Below are 17,135 nucleotides of genomic sequence, written 5' to 3'. Positions count from 1 at the left end.
GCAGTTCAACGCGCCGTGCCGCAACGGCAAGCTGCGCACGCGCGGTCTGCACGCGGGCCGCCGCTTTGGTTTTCTGCGCGCGGTCGGGATCAACTTCGGCCGGATCTACCGCTATCAGCGCAGGCCCGCGTCTCCACCGTCTCAACCGGTGGCCTCACGCCCCGTCTGCGTCCCGATTCTGCGCCTCGTTGCACATGCCGGCGGGCGGGGGCCGCGATTGCGCGGACGGTTCCGAGCCTTCATCCGCCTCTGGAGACCCGCTCAATGGGCCACGGCCGCATTCGCCTGACACCGCCGCATCAGCCATCGTGACTTCTTGGACCAGACTCGGGAGTTTGCTCGTGCCGGTCCTCCGGCACTGGGCCGAATCCACGAAAGAATGGGCCTCACACAGAGTTAACAGAGTCAACAGAGTTTGCTCTCGGCGTCTCCTCCGGCTGCGGGGTGGAGCCGGGTTCCTCAGTGTCGGGTGCGGGTGTAGGATGTCGACGAGGCACACTCTTTTGTGGAGGTGTCGGGAACGGGAGGTAGATGGAATGCGGCAGGGGGCCATGAGAATTTTTTTGAAGAGGGGATGTGGATCGGTGGATGATCACCGGAGCGCACCGCACCCTGTCGATCGCACCACCTGATGCGCGATCTGGAGAACCGTCCGCCACCTCGGCGATGGAGGTGAGCGGGAGTGGTTTGCCGCCGCGCCACCGCCGTGTATCTTCCGCGCGTCCCCATCACCGGCGGACGATGCGCGAAGAAAACGAGTACCTGCTGGGCACGGACGACGACGAGCTGCGCCGCCTGGGCTTTCAGCACCAGGTGTGGGCGGGCACGGCTGCCGCGTCGTGGGAGCGCGGCGGCTTTGGGCCGGGGCACAGTGTGCTGGACATCGGCTGCGGCCCGGGCTACGCCACGCTGGACCTGGCCCGGCTCGTGGGGCAGCAGGGGCGCGTGGTGGGCGTGGACGTGTCGCCGCGCTTTGTGGCGCACCTGCAGGCGCGCGCCGCCGCCAACGGCATGGCCAACGTCGCCGTGGAGGTGCAGGACGTGGAGGAGCTGGCCTTGGCGCCGGAGAGCTTCGACGGCGCGTACGCCCGCTGGGTGCTGACGTTTCTGCGTCGCCCGGAGGCCGTGGTGGCCGGGGCGGCAAGGGTGCTGCGGCCCGGCGGACGGCTGGTGGTGCACGACTACTACCACTACGCCGCCTTTCAGATCGCGCCGGAGGATCCCGCCGTCCACCGCGTGGTCGCGGCGATCGTGGCTTCGTGGCGCGACGGCGGCGGCGATCCCAACGTGGGCGCGCGCGTGCCGCGGATGATGACCGACGCGGGGCTGGAGGTGGTCTCCATCACCCCCATCGCCCGCATCGCGCGGCCGGGCGACGCGCTATGGGAATGGCCGCGCACCTTCTTCGACAACTTTCTCCCGCACCTGGTGCAGACCGGCTATCTGGCGGAGGACGAGCGCCTGGCGTTCGACGCCGTCTGGGCCGCGCGCGCCGCCGATCCCGCCGCGTACCTGGTCTCGCCGCCGATGGTAGAGGTGGTGGGGGTGCGCCGCTGATGCGCATCGTACTGCAGCGCGTCTCGCGGGCCCGCGTCACCGTCGAGGGCCGCGTCACCGGCGAGATCGGCCGCGGGCTGCTGCTGCTGGCCGGCTTCGCGGACGGTGATTCGGAGGATGCGCTCGCGTGGATGGCGGACAAGGTGGTGGGGCTGCGCATCTTTCCGGACGACGAGGGAAAGATGAACCGCTCCGTGCAGGAGGCGGGCGGCGGGCTGCTGGTGGTATCGCAGTTCACGCTGTACGGCGACACGCGCAAGGGCCGCCGCCCCAGCTTTGTGGACGCCGCGCGGCCGGAGATCGCCATCCCGCTGTACGAGCGCTTCGTCGAACTCCTCCGCGCGACCGGCCTGCCCGTGGGCACCGGCGAGTTTGGCGCGATGATGGACGTGGAGCTGGTGAACGACGGCCCCGTGACGCTGATCCTGGAACGGTGAGCCCGCGCGACGCATTCGGTGCGCCGCGGATGGGACGGTGGCCGTCCGGCCAGTCCCGCTTCATCGCGACGCTGGCGCTGGAGCCGCACGAGTTGGCCGCGCGCTTCGGCGCCTCGTTCGTCCGTTGGGAAGAGGACGGGCTCGGTCCGTGCGAGGGCGCCGGGATCCGGCTCCCGTCCGGCCGCCACCTGCTGCTGACGCGCCCGGAGCATCAGCTGGGACCCGACACGCACGTGGAAGTGGACTGGGCGGACGGTCCGGCCGAAGCACGGCGCGAGCTGCTGGCGGCGATGCAGCTGGACGAGGACGTGTTTGCCTGGATCAGCGACGAGCCCGCGCCGAGCGACGAAGAGCGGGCCCGTCATGACGAATTTCTCCGGAAACGTTCGATGAACCGAGCCGCCGTTCCGCCGCTGGTGCTCGCCTCGCAGTCCCCCCGCCGCGCCGAGCTCATCGGCCGTCTGGGGCTGGAGTTCGAGACGCTCCCCGCCGACATCGACGAGAGCTATCAGCACGGCGAGACGCCGCCGGAGCACGCCGAGCGCCTGTCGCGCGAAAAAGCCCTCAAGATCGCTGCGGACCGGCCGGAGGCGCTGGTGGTGGGCTCCGACACCATCGTCGTCATCGACGGCGACGTGCTGGGCAAGCCGCGCGACACCGCGCACGCCGTCGAGATGCTGATGCGGCTTTCCGGGCGGGAGCACGAGGTGTGCACCGGCGTGGCCGTGGCGCACGGCGGGCGCGTGGAAAGCGGACTGGAGCGCGTGCGCGTCCGCTTTCACGCGCTGGACCGCGCCGCCGCCGAGGAGTACGTCGCCACCGGCGAGCCGATGGACAAGGCCGGCGCGTACGGCATCCAGGGCTTCGGCAGCGCCATCGTCGACGGCATCGACGGCGACTACTTTGCCGTCATGGGCCTCCCCGTCGTCCGCATGCTTTCTCTGATCGAGCGCCACGGCTGGCGGTATGCGTTCGGGCAGTTGAAGGCGGCGTCCAGCGGCTGATCCCGCGCGGATGCCGGCGGCCGCACAATCCGCGCAGGCGGATTTCGTGCAGTTGCAGCCGCGGGTTCAACCGCCACGGGGCGGAGCCGGCCACGTTCCGCCCGCCTGGGCCCTCACCACCATCCGGATCCTCCCATGATCCTCGCCATCGACGAAGGCACCACGGGCGTCACCTGCCTGGTCATCGACCACGACGGGCAGGTGCGCGGGCGCGCGTACAGCGAGTTCACGCAGCACTTTCCGCGGCCGGGGTGGGTGGAGCACGATGCGGAGGAGATCTGGGACGTTACCCGCCGCGTCGCCCGCGTGGCCACGGCCGAGGCGCGCCTGCGGATGGACGCGGTTACCGGCATCGGCATCACCAACCAGCGCGAAACCATCGTGGTCTGGGACCGGTCGACCGGGCGGCCGATCCACCACGCACTGGTCTGGCAGGACGGGCGCACGGCGGACGCGTGCCGCGCGCTCAAGGAGGCCGGGCACGAGCCGGAGGTGCGGCGGCGCACGGGGCTGGTCATCGACCCGTACTTCAGCGCCACCAAGCTGTCGTGGCTGCTGGATCACGTCCCCGGCGCCCGCGCCCGCGCCGAGGCCGGCGAACTGGCCGCGGGGACCATCGACACGTGGCTGGTCTGGTGCCTCACCGGCGGCCGGCTGCACCTGACGGACCCCACCAACGCCTCGCGCACCCTGCTGTACAACCTGCGCAGCGGCGCCTGGGATCCGGAGATGCTGGACCTGTTCGGAGTTCCCGCCGCCGTCCTGCCAGAGGTACGCGCGTCGTCAGAGGTGTACGGGACCACGGACGGCCGCGCCTTCGATGCCGAGATTCCGGTGGCGGGGATCGCGGGGGACCAGCAGTCGGCGCTGTACGGGCACGGGTGCTGGAGCCCCGGGCAGAGCAAGAACACCTACGGCACCGGCGCGTTTCTGCTGGTCCACACGGGCGACCAGCCGGTGGAATCGCGGCAGGGACTGCTCACCACCGCCGCCTGCGGCCCGCGCGGTGAGCGGGCGTTTGCGCTGGAGGGTTCGATCTTCATCGCCGGCGCCGCCGTGCAGTGGCTGCGCGACGGCCTGCGCATCGTGGAGAACGCCGGCGAGACGGAGTTCCTGGCGCGCTCGCTTGAATCCAACGACGGCGTCTACTTTGTTCCCGCCTTCACGGGGCTGGGCGCGCCGCACTGGGAGCCGGGCGCGCGGGGGACGATCGTCGGCCTGACGCGCGGGAGCACGCGCGCGCACCTGGTGCGCGCCGCGCTGGAGGCGATGGCGTTCTCCACGCACGACGTGGTGGAGGCGATGCAGGGGGATGCGGGGGTGCGGATCGGAGAGCTGCGCGTGGACGGCGGGGCCACGGCCAACAACTGGATGATGCAGTTTCAGGCCGACGTGCTGGGGGTACCCGTCCGCCGCCCGGCCATGGTGGAGATGACGGCCCGCGGCGCCGCCGGCCTTGCGGGCCTTGCCACGGGCTTCTGGGCTTCGCCGGAGGAGTTTCACGCCGCCCGCCCCGACGAGCGCGTCTTCGAGCCCGCCGCCGATGCCTCCGGCCGCGCTGCCCTTCTGTCCGGCTGGCGCCGCGCCCTGGCCGCCACCCGCGCCTGGGCCACGGACGCGGGGTGAGGCGGCGTCAGAAGGTCGGGGCGGAGCGAGTCTCCGCCTTGTTCAGACGGGTCGCTTCTCAAACGGGAGCGGGTGCTCGGCCAGCCACTCCATCACAAATGAGCGCAGTTCCATGAACTGCAACTCGGCCACCTTTACATGCAGTTGGCGGCAGATGCGGGGAAGGTCCGCGCGGAAACGAGTGAAGCGGGAGCAGATGGTTGCGGCACCGGGCAGGCGTGCATTCCCATCCAGCGCCGTCGACAGCATCGCCCGCACGGCCGCGATCGCACCCGCGGGCTCGCCGCCGTGTGCGCGGATGTCCTGCCCGGCGATGTCGGAGCAAAACCTGTGGTACCTGTCCGGCTCCGCGTCCAGGATCAGCGAGCGCTTCTGCTTCTGTGAACCCGCCCCGTACTCCTGCGCCCCGAGAAACAGACCGAGTTCCAGCGGTACGTTGAAGCGCGGGAGTCCATCCTTCGCATTCAGCTGCACGTGCGAGATGTCATGGATGCCGTACTCGCACTCTCGGATGATGCGCTTGATCTTGCGCATCCTGAGCTCTCCGCTGTCCTCCGCTTCCAGAGCGCAGCGTGCCTCGAAGCCACAGTCGTGGATGGCGAAGACCAGCGCCTCGAACAGCGGCCGGTACGCCGCATCGAACGGGCAGTTCAAGAATACGCTCCACTCGTACGGCGGAGGCGCCGTACGGCGTCGCGACCGCGGTACGGGACTCGTTACGCCGAGCGCCGCTCCTTCTCCTTCTGGACGCGCGTCTGCTCGCGATCCCGGGCCTCGCTCTCTGCCTTCACCTCGAGGATTGCCTTCCTGACCAGCACGGGGTCCAGACGGCCACTGGGCCCTGGAGGGGCGAGCGTCCGCCACGGCAGCTTGTTCTTCGGCATGATCATCCTTCCTGTGGATGCTGATCTTGTATCCGCTTTCACGGTTACCGCGTACGATCCGCGGCAATTGAGCTTCTACGCCGCTCTCCGCCTGGCTGCCTTGGCGGCGCGGCGCTTCAAACGGGCCTCTCGCGCCCGGGCGTCGCTCTCTGCCTTGACCTCTATCACCGCCTTGCGGATCTGCTCGCGGGTAAAGCGGCCGGTCGGGCCGCCGGTAACCAGAGTGCGCCAAGGTGTCTTCGTCTCGGGCATGTTGGCCTCCGTGAATGCTGCTCGTTTTCGTCGAATGTAATGCGTCCGGAGCGTCCGTCCAGTCCCCCGAAGTAAGCAAAGTCAACAGAGACCGAAGGTGCTCGCACCGAATTGGCCACAGGCGCGCAAAGTCTCTGTGGGCGAAAATCGTAAGTGGTTGATAAACGAATAGATGCGAAACGCGGCCCGGAGAATTCCGGGCCGCGCCTGCGCAACATCTTAATCTATGACTTCAGCGCGCGGAGCGTTGCCGCGCGGCGGGGAAGGGGATCAGGCCAGCGGCTCCGTAGCTCCGGTGTCGCGCTGACTTCACCATTTCTATAAGCACCCCGCCTGCCACTTCGGCCTGAATCTTCAAGTTGCTCTGAATCAATAGCTTGGACGATCTCCTTCAGCACAATGTCAGGGATGATTGTCCTGGAGAGAGGACACTCCCGAGAAGGGCGGCGGGACGCGCATCACCCACGAAAAGGCCCCTCACGAAATAAGACGCGGAGGCGCGGAGAACATCGCTCTCCGCGCCTCCGCGCCCTCCGCGTGACACCTTCCGTCGATCTGCCTCCGAACTACGCCGGAACCGGCTCCGCCGCGAACGCGTCTTCGAATTCGCTGAAGTCCTGATCCGGCAGCTCGGCGTAGACCGGGTTGGAGAGGTAGCGCTCGCCAAAGTCGCAGATGATGGAGACGATCAGCTTGCCCTCCATTTCCGGCCGCGCGGCCACCTGCAGCGCCGCCCAGGTGATGGAACCGGACGAGATGCCGGCGAAGATGGCTTCCTCGCGCGCCAGCCGCCGCGCCGTGGCGATGGCGTCGTCGTTGGTGACGGTGACCACCTCGTCGAAGATGTCCGTGTCCAGGTTGCCGGGAATGAAGCCGGCGCCGATCCCCTGCTGCTTATGCGGCGAGGGCTGCCCGCCCGAGATGACCGGGCTTTCCGCCGGCTCCACGCAGACGATGCGGATGTCCGGCTTCTTTTCGCGCAGAAACCGGCCCGCGCCGGTGATGGTGCCGCCGGTTCCCACCCCGGCGACGAACACGTCCACCTTGCCGTCCGTATCGGCCCAGATCTCCGGGCCCGTGGTGCGGTAGTGGATGGCCGGGTTGGCGGGGTTGTCGAACTGGCGCGGCATCCACGCGCGGTCGCCCAGCTTTTCCGCGATATCGGTGGCGCGGGCGATGGCGCCCTTCATCCCCTTGGGGCCCTCGGTGAGCACCAGGTGGCAGCCCAGCGCGCGCAGCATGTTGCGCCGCTCGATCGTCATCGTCTCCGGCATCACGAAGACGCAGCGAAAGCCTCGCGCCACCGCGGCGTACGCCACACCGATCCCCGTGTTGCCGCTCGTGGGCTCCACCACCACCATCCCCGGGCGCAGCACGCCACGCTCCACGGCGTCGTCAACCATGGCCGCGCCAATGCGGTCCTTGACGGAGTTGAAGGGGTTGTAGCCCTCGTGCTTGATGGCGATACGGCCGGGCAGCCCCGCGCCCAGGCGGTTGAGCTGGATGAGCGGGGTGTCGCCCATGGTCTGCGTGACGTCTGCGAAGATCTTTCCGCGCGGCATCGGGTCCTCTCCGTTCCAAAGTTCCAGGTGGACTAGCTCAGCGTTTCCACACTTCTCGCGTCCAATCGCCACCAGGACGAAAGGATGACGGACGGCCTTGCAGCCTCCTTCGCTCTCTACGCGCCGCTACGGATCGTTGGCCTGCCCGACGGCCTGCGGGCCGATCGGCCTTCCAGCGCCGCAATCCACGCAGACGCGTCTGCCTCATCGCCAATCAATGCGCACGATTCCAGACATCAAAACCGACATCAGAGTCTGGCGCTTGCCCTACATTCGCTCGGCCGCAGCCCGAACGCCAGGGTCATGTGACCCCGTGGCACCGTACCCGCGCGATCATCCGGCGCCACCCTACGCGCTTTCCCACGCTCACCGCGGGCAAAGTACCGCCGGCCGTTCTCCCGCGCCGTCACAGTCCCCGCACCTCCGATCCACCTGCGTTTCCGGGTGATCGACGATCGAGCGCCCAGGGGCGGGTTAGCCTCATGATCCCCCGCGACGCGGAATGCGTTCCGTGACCCCGCGGGTGCGTCCCCCTGTCGCGCCCGGCACCCGACGATTATCGTCAGTCTGCCAAGTTTTTAGCATCCCCCTGATCCCGGTCTGCAGCCCATGCCGCGAACCACGCTGCGCCTTCTGGCGCTCCTTGCCGCCGCGACGTTCGCGGCGCCCGCCCCGGCCCAGAACGGAAGCCGTCCCACGCCCCCGGTGGCGCGGATGGTCCCCAAGACCGACACCCTGCACGGCGACGTGCGGGTGGACAACTACTTCTGGCTGCGCGACCGCGCCAACCCGGAGGTGATCCCCTACCTGGAGGCGGAGAACCGCTACACCGAGGCGGTGATGGAGCCCACCCGGCAGCTGCAGGAGACGCTGTACCAGGAGATCCTGGGGCGGCTCAAGCAGACCGACGCGCGGGTGCCCGACCGCATTGGCCCGTACCTGTACTACTCGCGGACGGTGGAGGGGCAGCAGTACCCCATCTTCGCCCGGCGGCGCGGCAGCATGCAGGCGCCCGAAGAGATCATCCTGGACCAGAACCAGATGGCGCAGGGCACGCGCTACTTCAGCCTGGGCGCCTTTACGGTGAGCCCGGACCACCGGCTGCTGGCGTTCTCCATCGACACCACCGGCTCCGAGCGCTTTACGCTGATGGTGAAGAACCTGGAGACGGGCGAGATCCTGCCCGAGCGCGTGGACAGCCTGGGCTTTGGTGCCACGTGGGCCGCGGACAACCGCACCCTGTTCTACACCCGGACCGACGAGGCCAACCGACCGGACCGCGTTTATCGCCACACGTTGGGCACCAGCCCGTCGCAGGATCAGAGGGTGTTTCACGAGCCCGACGTGCTGTTCCGGGTGGGCGTGTACCGCACCAAGGACGACGCGTACCTGGTGCTTTCCAGCGGCAGCTACACCACCTCCGAGGCGTGGGTGGTGCCGGCCGGCCGGCCCAACGATCCGTTCCGCGTGGTGGTGCCGCGGCAGAAGGACCTTCTGTACACGGTGAACCACCAGGACGGCCGGTTCGTCATCCGCACCAACGCGGACGGGGCCAACAACTTCAAGCTGGTCACCGCGCCGGAGGGCGACCCCTCCCGCGCCGCCTGGCGCGACCTGGTGCCGCACCGCGATTCGGTGCTGCTGGACGGGTTCGACGTGTTTCGCGACCACCTGGTGCTGTACGAGCGCACCAACGCGCTGCGGCAGATCCGCGTCCGCGACATCCGCCGCAACGACGAGCACGTGATCGCGTTCGAGGAATCGGTCTACACGGCGGCGCCGGGAAGCAACCCGGAGTACAACACCGCCAGCCTGCGCTTTGGCTACCAGAGCATGGTGACGCCGCCCGCCGTGTACGACTACGACATGGCCACGCGCCGCCGCGAGCTGCGCAAGCAGGACGAGGTGCTGGGCGGGTACGATCCCTCGCAGTACGCCACCGAGCGCACCTGGGCGCGGGCCAGCGACGGCACCCGGGTCCCCATCTCCGTGGTGTACAAAAAGCCGCTGGCGCTAGACGGATCGCGTCCCATGCTGCTGTACGCGTACGGCTCCTACGGCAGCAGCACCGACCCCTCCTTCTCCAGCGCCAACCTGAGCCTGCTGAACCGCGGGGTGATCTTTGCCATCGCGCACATCCGCGGCGGGCAGGAGATGGGGCGCGCCTGGTACGACCAGGGAAAGATGCTCAACAAGCGCAACACCTTCACCGACTTCATCGCCTCGGCGGAGCACTTGGTGCGCGAGCGGTACACCAGCGGCGAGCGGCTGGCCATCCGCGGCGGCAGCGCCGGCGGGCTGCTGATGGGCGCGGTGGTGAACATGCGCCCCGACCTGTTCAAGGTCGTCGTGGCCGACGTTCCGTTCGTGGACGTGATCAACACCATGGCCGACGCCAGCATCCCGCTTACGGCGGGCGAGTGGGAGCAGTGGGGCAACCCGGTGAACGAGGACGAGTACCGCTACATGCTCTCGTACTCGCCGTACGACAACGTCGAGCGCAAGGCGTACCCCACCATGCTGGTGACCACGGGGCTGAACGATCCGCGCGTGGCGTACTGGGAGCCGGCCAAGTGGGTGGCGCGGCTGCGGGCCATGAAGACGGACGACAACCCCCTTCTGCTGCGCACCAACATGGGCGCCGGCCACGGCGGCTCGTCCGGCCGCTACGACGCGCTGCGCGAGACGGCGTTCCGCTACGCCTTCATCCTGCACCACCTGGGCATTCACCAGTAGGCTCGTGGGATGAACGGCGCACCCGCGTGCCGAGGCGCGCGGGTGGTTCGATGGACGGAACGGGCGCGTGGCCGAATTGGCCGTGCGCCCGTTCCGCGTTTCCACGGGTACGTTCCGGGTCCGTTGAGCGTCGTCGGGATCCACCCAATCTCCGCATCAGTCGGCACTCTTTTACACGAAACGGAAAAGAGTGCCGGTCCGATCGCGCCTCCGGGTGCAACGCTGTCCAGCCGCTGCGACGCGTACAATCCGTCCGGGTGAGGATGCGCGGCAGGAACGTCTTCATCTGAACTGCTACGAGAGGGGTGGCACGCGTCTTGTAATCAGGGCACACCGTTCCCGCCCTGTTTCGACCTCCCCGGCCGGATCAGGCTGAGCAAAAGCCAGGCAGAACCCTCCGTCGAAATCCCCTGCGGTACCTGAGGCTTCGCGGATCATCAGCAGGCAGTACCAGCACTCCCCACGCCGCATGCAGGCCCGCGGCAACGTTCTACCGTTGGTCGTAGCGGTCCGCGAATGTATCCGCAGGGCTAATGCTATCCGCCAAAATGAGCGCAATTCGCGGCGCCTGGCGTGCACCGTAACGCACCCGCGCTGCACCATAGTTGTTCAGAGCCCGCGGCCCCCCGCGGCGGGCACCCCCCGGGGACACCCGTCCCCGTATTTCACCTCCTCAGTGGAGACGACGAATGCGCAGACTCTCGGTTTTTGGATGGGGCGCCGCGGCGCTGCTGGCGGCCGGCACGGTGGCCGCATGTGAGCAGGCCGCGGGTGGCCTCTCGGCCCCCGAAGGGATCTCCCAGGCGGCCCAGCAGGACCTGGTGGGCACCCCCGACCTGGTGGTGGATACCCGCACCATCGCCAGCTCGTGGGTGGTTCGCGAGGAAGAGTTCATCGACGGGCAGTGCAGCGTTGAAGAGGGCAACATCCCCACCGGCACGCACCGCTCGCTGCGCTTCTCCGTGCTGATCAACAACATCGGCGACGCCGACCTGTACGTGGGCGATCCGCTTGCGCACATGGACCCCAACGGCGACGGCGACTTTGCCGACAGCGACCGGCTGTTCGAGTTCGCCAGCTGCCACGCGCACTTCCACTTCCGCAACTACGCCACGTACGAGATCATCCGCGTGAACCCGGACGGCTCGCGCGGCACCGCGGTGCAGGCCCGCAAGCGCGGCTTCTGCATGCTTGACACCACCCCCTGGGCGCAGGACGGCACGGCCCCCAAGGCCCGCTACTACAACAACTGCGGCAACCTGACCCTGCACGGCAACCAGGGGATCAGCACCGGGTTTGGCGACATGTACGTCAAGCAGCTTCCCGGCCAGCTGTTCCTGCTGTCCGATCCCAACGAGCCGGTGCCGCCGGGCCGCTACATCATCCGCATCACCGCCAATCCGCCGTTTGCCCAGACGGCGGGCGAGGTGTGCCCGGCCAAGGATTCGCGCGGCATGTGCCACATGTTCAAGGAAGCGTCGTACGACAACAACGTGGGCGAGGTGGTGATCGAGGTGCCCAACCGCGTGGGCCGCACGGGCTACGGCCCGGGCGCCGGCCAGTTCAAGGAGGAGCTTGACTCCTACCACCACCCGGAAGCGCACGGCAACAAGCACTGATCCGCGCGCCATCCCGGCGGACGCGTTCCGCCGGGGGCCGGGTAGACGAGGACGAGGCGGGGGAGCGATTCCCCCGCCTCGTCGCGTAAAGACCCTCCGCTCCACTTCCTCCCATCCCCGCTGCGCCCGTGGGACAGGCCGCAGCACCGTGATATGATACCGAATCCGGAAAAACAACATCGGAAGGTACAGAGGAACCGGGAACGGCCAGAGGAACAGAGGTGATCCGCATTCCTCCTCTGTTCCTCTGGCTGTTCTCGGTTCCTCTGTACCCTGACCTCTGTTTCCTGTAGTCGCACTTGAGGTGAGGTGTTTTGCCGGATTTGGTATGAGACATCGGCGGCCGCTGACGGAAGGTGTCACGCGGAGACGCGGAGGGCGCGGAGACGCGGAGAACTTCTCCGCGCCTCCGCCTCCTCCGCGGCTCCGCGTGAGATCCGTTCCTGTTGTGGATATGCGAAGAGGCCCGTCTCCAACGCTGGAGACGAGCCTCTTCCGCACTAACGCATCTTCACACCCTCACACCCTCACACCATCACCCCATCACACCATCACACCATCACACCATCACACCATCACACCATCACACCCTCACACCCTCACACCATCACACCATCACAGGTTCTGGATGATCCAGTCCGTAAGCAGATTGTGCAGGTGCGCGCTCGTCGGGCCGCCGCTGATGGAGTGCGTGCGGTTGGGATAGGCCATGAACTGGAACTGCTTTCCCGCCGCCTGCAGCGCGTTGGCCAGCCGCACGCTGTTCTGAAAGTGCACGTTGTCGTCGCCCGTGCCGTGCACGATGAGCAGCTTGCCGCGCAGGTTGGCGGCGGCCGTCTGCGGCGCGCCCAGGCGGTACCCCTCGGGGTTCTCCTGCGGCGTGCGCATGAAGCGCTCGGTGTAGATGGTGTCGTACAGCCCCCAGTCGGCCACCGGCGCCACGGCGATCCCGGCCTTGAACGGCGCACCGGAGCGCGTCATCGCCATGGCCGTGGCGTATCCGCCGTAGCTCCACCCCCAGATGCCGATGCGGCCCGCGTCCACGTACGGCTGCGACGCCAGCCAGTTGGCGGCTTCGATCTGGTCCGCCGCCTCCTGCTGGCCCAGCTTGAGGTACACGGACTTCTTGAAGTCGCGTCCGCGCGCGCCGGTGCCGCGGTTGTCCACGCTCACCACGATGTAGCCGCGCTGCGCGAGCGACTGGTGCCACAGGTAGCGGCTGCCGGACCACGAGTTCAGCACCGTCTGCGAGCCGGGGCCGCCGTACACGTACATGAGTACCGGGTACTTGCGTGACGGGTCAAAGTCCGCCGGCTTGATCATCCACGCGTTCAGCTCTGCCCCGTCCTGCGTGCGGACGGTAAAGAACTCCGGCGCGCCCAGCCCCAGCCGGCCGATCGCCTCGCGGGCCGGCGTGTTCTCCACCAGCGTGCGCACCGGCGCCCCGTTGGCGCGGTGCAGCCGCGTGACCGGCGGCGTGGAGATGGTGGAGTACGCGTCCAGGTAGTAGGTGCCGGCGGGGCTTACGGTGGCGTTGTGCGTCCCCGCCTCGCGGCTCAGCTGCTCCATGCCGCCGCGGCCGTTCAGCCGCACGCGGTAGACGTGGCGCTCCTCCGGCCCCTCTTCGGTGGCGCCGAAGTACACCCAGCCGCCGCGCTCGTCCACGCCCATCACCCGCGTGACCTCCCACGGGCCGCGGGTAAGCTGGCGCGCCACGCTGCCGTCGCGGTTGTACACGTACAGGTGGTTCCACCCGTCGCGCTCGCTGCTCCACAGGAACTGGCGGCCGTCGTTGAGCCACTGAAAATCGTCGTGAACGTCCACCCAGGCGGCGTCGCTTTCGGTGAACAGCGGACGGGTGCGGCCGGTGGTGGCGTCGGCCAGCAGCACGTCGTTGCGGTTCTGGATGCGGTTGGTGCGCTGGATGACGATTTCCGTGGGCGACTCGGCCCACTCCATCCGCGCCAGCAGGGCCTCGGTGTCGCTCCCCGTGTCCATCCACGTGGTGGCCCCGCCGCCCACGCCCACCACGCCGATGCGGGCGACGGGGTTGGGCGTGCCCGCCTTGGGGTAGCGCAGCGCGATCGGCTGCGAGTACAGGCTGTCCGTCTCCTGGATCATGTAAAAGGTACGGACGGGCGACTGGTCGATGCGCCAGAACGCGATGCGCTGGCCGTCGGGGCTCCAGCGCCAGCCGTCCTGCAGCCCCAGCTCCTCCTCGTACACCCAGTCAAAGGTGCCGTTGATGATCTGCTCGCCGCCGTCGCTGGTAAGCCGCGTCTCGCCACCCGTGGCCAGGTCGGCCACGTACAGATCGTTGTCGCGAACGAAGCCCACCTTGCTCCCGTCGGGCGAGAACTTGGCGAACATCTGCCAGCCGTTCTGCGTGCTGATGGGTGCAAGGGTGCGTCGGTCCAGGTCCCACACGTAGAACTTGCCGCGGGTGTTCTCGCGCCACACGCGCTGCGAGTTGGTGAACACCAGCAGCTTGCGCTCGTCGTCGGACCACTCGTAGTCCTCGATCTCGATGGGCCGCTGCGCGCCCTGCGGCACCAGCGCGCTGGCGGCGACCAGCACCTCGCGGCGGCCGCTGGCGGCGTCCTCGACCATCAGGTCGCCGTTGTCGCCCACGAAGGTGTAGCGCTGGCCGTCGTTGAGCCACTGGATGGCGGGCAGCCCCTGCAGCCGGAACTCGCCGGAGAAGATGCGCTCCACCGTGAGCCGCGACTGCGCGGTCTGCGTCTGCTGCGCGGCCGCGGGCGCGGCGATGAGGAACGCCGAGAGTCCAACGGCCAGATGCCGGACGGAAGTTCGCATGGGCATTGGGTTGATGATGCCGTTCTCCTGGATGATGCCGCGCGGCGCGGTTCCGCCCGCGCGGTTTCTGGATCGTGATGCGTGTGATACTGCCATGTGGCGCGGAGGTTCGCCAGTAGGTGAACGGGTGAACGGGTGAACGGGTGTGAGGGTGTGAGGGTGTGAGGGTGTGAGGGTGTGAGCGGATGGGGGTGGGGTGTTGTGGATGGCTCGGTGCCGCCCCCCCCCCGGGCGAGCACCACTCGCCCACCTCCCCCGAAACTGCCGGGGGAGGTTGAGCGTGGGGCGGATCCCGCGGCGGTTCGGAGGCCGGCGGAGAAGGGCGTCCATCGCAACCCCGTCGCAACCGAAACTTCTCCGATCGATCCTCGGACCACGACGCAACGAGCGGGTGAAGCCTCGCCGGGCGAGCTTCGCGAGCCCAGGACGGGGCTTGTGGCCTTTCCAGCCGCGGGCTTTTTAGCCCGTGCTGCCGTGGCCGGGGCGTGGTGGATGGGGCGGTCTCGTGGCGGTGCCGTGTTGCCGTGTTACGATGCGACGGGACGTTCTGGAGCCCGCGCGACACGGATGCCGTCGCTCACCCCTTCACCCCTTCACCCCTTCACCCCTTCACCCCCTTCACCCGTTCACCCGTTCACCCGTTCACCCTCACACCCTCACACCCTCACACCCTCACACCCTCACACCCTCACACCCTCACACCCTCACAGTTGTGAGTCGGGGCGGCGCGCGCGTATCTTCCCGGTCGTATCCACGGCATCCACGCCCACCCGGTACGGCTCACCCCCCACCCGTCCCAATCTCCCGATGAGCGTCACCAATCCGGCGCGCGAGACCGCCGTGCCCAACGATCAGGAACCCGGCTCGTTTCACGACGCGCTGCCGCGCAGGCTGGGCATCTGGAGCGCGGCCGCGGTGCTGGTGGGATCCACCATCGGCAGCGGCATCTTCCGTGTCCCCAGCACCGTCGCCGGACGCGTGGAGACGCTGGGTGCGTTCTCCATGATCTGGATCGTGGGCGCGGTGGTGGCGCTGATGGGGGCGCTGACCATCGCCGAGCTGGCGGCCATGTACCCGCGCTCCGGCGGCATCTACGTCTTTCTGCGCGAGGCGTACGGGCCACTGCCGGCGTTCCTCTTCGGCTGGACGGAGCTGCTCGTCATCCGCCCCAGCGCGCTGGGCGCCATCGCCATGATCTTCGCGGAGTACGCGGGGCGGCTTTTTGGCTACGGGCCGGAATGGGTTCGATGGGTGGCTGCGGGGGCGATCTTTCTCCTCGGGTTGGCCAACATCCGGTCCGTAAGATGGGGCGCCGTCGTGCAGAACCTTAGCACGGGCGCCAAGATCGCGTGCATCGTGGGGCTGGCGGTCGCCGCGTTCCTGCTGGGGGACGGCGGCGGCGGCGCGCTGGCGAATCCGAACGGGATGGCGCCGGCGTCGTGGATCGGGTTTGGCCTTGCGCTGGTGTCGGTGATGTGGGCGTACGACGGCTGGGCAGACCTCACCTTCATGGCCGGCGAGGTCAAAGATCCGGGCCGCACCATGCCGCGCGCCATCATCGGCGGGGTGCTGGCGGTGGCGGCCATCTACCTCTCCATCGTCGCCGCGTACCTGTGGGTGATGACCATGCAGGAGATGGCGGCAAGCACGCTGGTGGCCAGCGACGTGGCGCAGAAGGTGTTCGGCGCGGTGGGCGCGTCCGTGGTGGCGGGGATGGTGATGATCTCCACCTTCGGCGCGCTGAACGGCAGCACCATGACGGGGCCGCGCATCCTGTACGCCATGGCGGCGGACGGCAACTTCTTCAGCCCCATCGCGCTGGTGCACAAGCGCTGGCGCACGCCGTATGCGGCCATCGGCCTGGCGGCGGGGCTGGGGATCGCATACGTGCTGGGCCGCAACTTCCAGCAGCTGGCGGATTCGTTCGTCCTTGGGATCTGGCCGTTCTACGCGCTGGCGGTGCTGGCCGTCTTTCGCCTGCGCCGCACCCGTCCGGACCTGTCGCGGCCCTACCGCACCATCGGATACCCGGTGGTGCCCATCGTCTTTCTGCTTGCGGCCACGGGGATGCTGCTGAACTCGGCCATCAACAACGCCAGGGAGACGCTGTTCGGCTTCGCCATCATCCTGGCCGGCATCCCCGCCTACTACCTGTGGAAGGCGCTGCCCGCCCAGAAGGCCGCGCGCGACGAGCAGGCGCGGTCGTAGAGCGGTCGGGTGGGTTGCGTCGGGACCAGTCGCGAACTGCGTTGCCGGCGCCTCCCGAGCGGGATCGATTTCAACCTCCCCCAGGGGTTTTGGGGGGAGGTGGGCGAGGTTTACGAGCCCGGAGGGGGCGCGGCGGACGCCAGTTCGATTCTTGCCGGAGCGCGATCGAAGTTCTCCCCTCTCCGCGAGGCACGAGCGGGGAGGGCCCGGGGGAGGGGCACCGCGGACGCAGCCCGATGCCGTTCGAAGCGCGCCTGAAGTCCTCCCCTCTCCGCGACACACAAGCGGGGCGGCGCCTAGTGCAATATCACGCGACCTGCTTTGCAATTGGGTCGAGCAGGTCGCATCCGTAGTAGCTGCAGACCCGTTGCTTCAATTCGGTGGCGCTCAGCTTCCGCGTGGGCTCCACCACCTGCTTCTTCCCATGCACCCA

General features: G+C 68.3%; 13 protein-coding genes. 8 read left to right on the top strand and 5 right to left on the bottom strand.

Annotated elements, in window-relative coordinates; all coding sequences use genetic code 11:
- From ACOJUJ_RS21520 to glpK, 5 genes are all read left to right on the top strand, one after another.
- On the top strand, positions 1-289 hold a 289-nt coding region (locus ACOJUJ_RS21520), incomplete at its 5' end, for a hypothetical protein (protein WP_420128973.1).
- 452 nt (positions 290-741) lie between these two features.
- On the top strand, positions 742-1,557 hold the full coding sequence (locus ACOJUJ_RS21515; RefSeq protein ID WP_420128972.1) for a methyltransferase domain-containing protein: 816 nt from the start codon (positions 742-744) through the stop codon (positions 1,555-1,557).
- The gene (dtd, locus tag ACOJUJ_RS21510) at positions 1,557-1,994 is read left to right on the top strand and encodes a D-aminoacyl-tRNA deacylase (RefSeq protein ID WP_420128971.1); all 438 of its coding nucleotides are present in this window, start codon (positions 1,557-1,559) and stop codon (positions 1,992-1,994) included. Before ACOJUJ_RS21515 ends, dtd begins: the two co-directional genes overlap by 1 nt.
- Positions 1,991-2,998: a Maf family protein gene (locus ACOJUJ_RS21505; RefSeq protein ID WP_420128970.1), complete on the top strand. Its 1,008-nt coding sequence runs from the start codon at positions 1,991-1,993 to the stop codon at positions 2,996-2,998. Before dtd ends, ACOJUJ_RS21505 begins: the two co-directional genes overlap by 4 nt.
- A gap of 135 nt (positions 2,999-3,133) precedes the next feature.
- Positions 3,134-4,624: a glycerol kinase GlpK gene (gene glpK / locus ACOJUJ_RS21500; protein WP_420128969.1), complete on the top strand. Its 1,491-nt coding sequence runs from the start codon at positions 3,134-3,136 to the stop codon at positions 4,622-4,624.
- A gap of 42 nt (positions 4,625-4,666) precedes the next feature.
- Here the strand turns inward: glpK and ACOJUJ_RS21495 are convergent, their stop codons facing one another.
- From ACOJUJ_RS21495 to cysK, 4 genes are all read right to left on the bottom strand, one after another.
- Positions 4,667-5,278, bottom strand: a complete 612-nt coding sequence (locus tag ACOJUJ_RS21495; RefSeq protein ID WP_420128968.1) for a hypothetical protein — start codon at positions 5,276-5,278, stop codon at positions 4,667-4,669.
- A 62-nt stretch (positions 5,279-5,340) separates the two neighbouring features.
- A complete protein-coding gene (locus tag ACOJUJ_RS21490; protein ID WP_420128967.1) occupies positions 5,341-5,508 on the bottom strand; it encodes a hypothetical protein in 168 nt (55 codons plus the stop codon).
- 75 nt (positions 5,509-5,583) lie between these two features.
- Entirely contained in the window at positions 5,584-5,760 is a 177-nt protein-coding gene (locus ACOJUJ_RS21485) for a hypothetical protein (protein ID WP_420128966.1), read from the bottom strand.
- A 566-nt stretch (positions 5,761-6,326) separates the two neighbouring features.
- The gene (gene cysK / locus ACOJUJ_RS21480) at positions 6,327-7,322 is read right to left on the bottom strand and encodes a cysteine synthase A (protein WP_420128965.1); all 996 of its coding nucleotides are present in this window, start codon (positions 7,320-7,322) and stop codon (positions 6,327-6,329) included.
- A gap of 609 nt (positions 7,323-7,931) precedes the next feature.
- Here cysK and ACOJUJ_RS21475 point away from each other — a divergent pair.
- Both ACOJUJ_RS21475 and ACOJUJ_RS21470 read left to right on the top strand, forming a co-directional pair.
- Entirely contained in the window at positions 7,932-10,058 is a 2,127-nt protein-coding gene (locus ACOJUJ_RS21475) for a S9 family peptidase (RefSeq protein WP_420128964.1), read from the top strand.
- A 689-nt stretch (positions 10,059-10,747) separates the two neighbouring features.
- The gene (locus ACOJUJ_RS21470; protein ID WP_420128963.1) at positions 10,748-11,677 is read left to right on the top strand and encodes a lysyl oxidase family protein; all 930 of its coding nucleotides are present in this window, start codon (positions 10,748-10,750) and stop codon (positions 11,675-11,677) included.
- Positions 11,678-12,292: 615 nt separating this feature from the next.
- On the opposite strand, the gene ACOJUJ_RS21465 is transcribed toward ACOJUJ_RS21470, so the two are convergent.
- Positions 12,293-14,494 (bottom strand): S9 family peptidase, encoded by a 2,202-nt coding sequence (locus ACOJUJ_RS21465; RefSeq protein WP_420128962.1) that lies wholly within the window; start codon positions 14,492-14,494, stop codon positions 12,293-12,295.
- Positions 14,495-15,301: 807 nt separating this feature from the next.
- Between ACOJUJ_RS21465 and ACOJUJ_RS21460 the strand changes: the two genes are divergently transcribed.
- Positions 15,302-16,702: an APC family permease gene (locus ACOJUJ_RS21460; RefSeq protein WP_420128961.1), complete on the top strand. Its 1,401-nt coding sequence runs from the start codon at positions 15,302-15,304 to the stop codon at positions 16,700-16,702.
- The last annotated feature ends 433 nt before the right edge of the window (positions 16,703-17,135 follow it).

Origin of the sequence: Longimicrobium sp., assembly GCF_048594345.1 — a bacterium.
Classification (GTDB): domain Bacteria; phylum Gemmatimonadota; class Gemmatimonadetes; order Longimicrobiales; family Longimicrobiaceae; genus Longimicrobium.
Note: the sequence above shows the minus strand (reverse complement) of the source record. Positions and strands in the feature narration are given on the sequence as shown.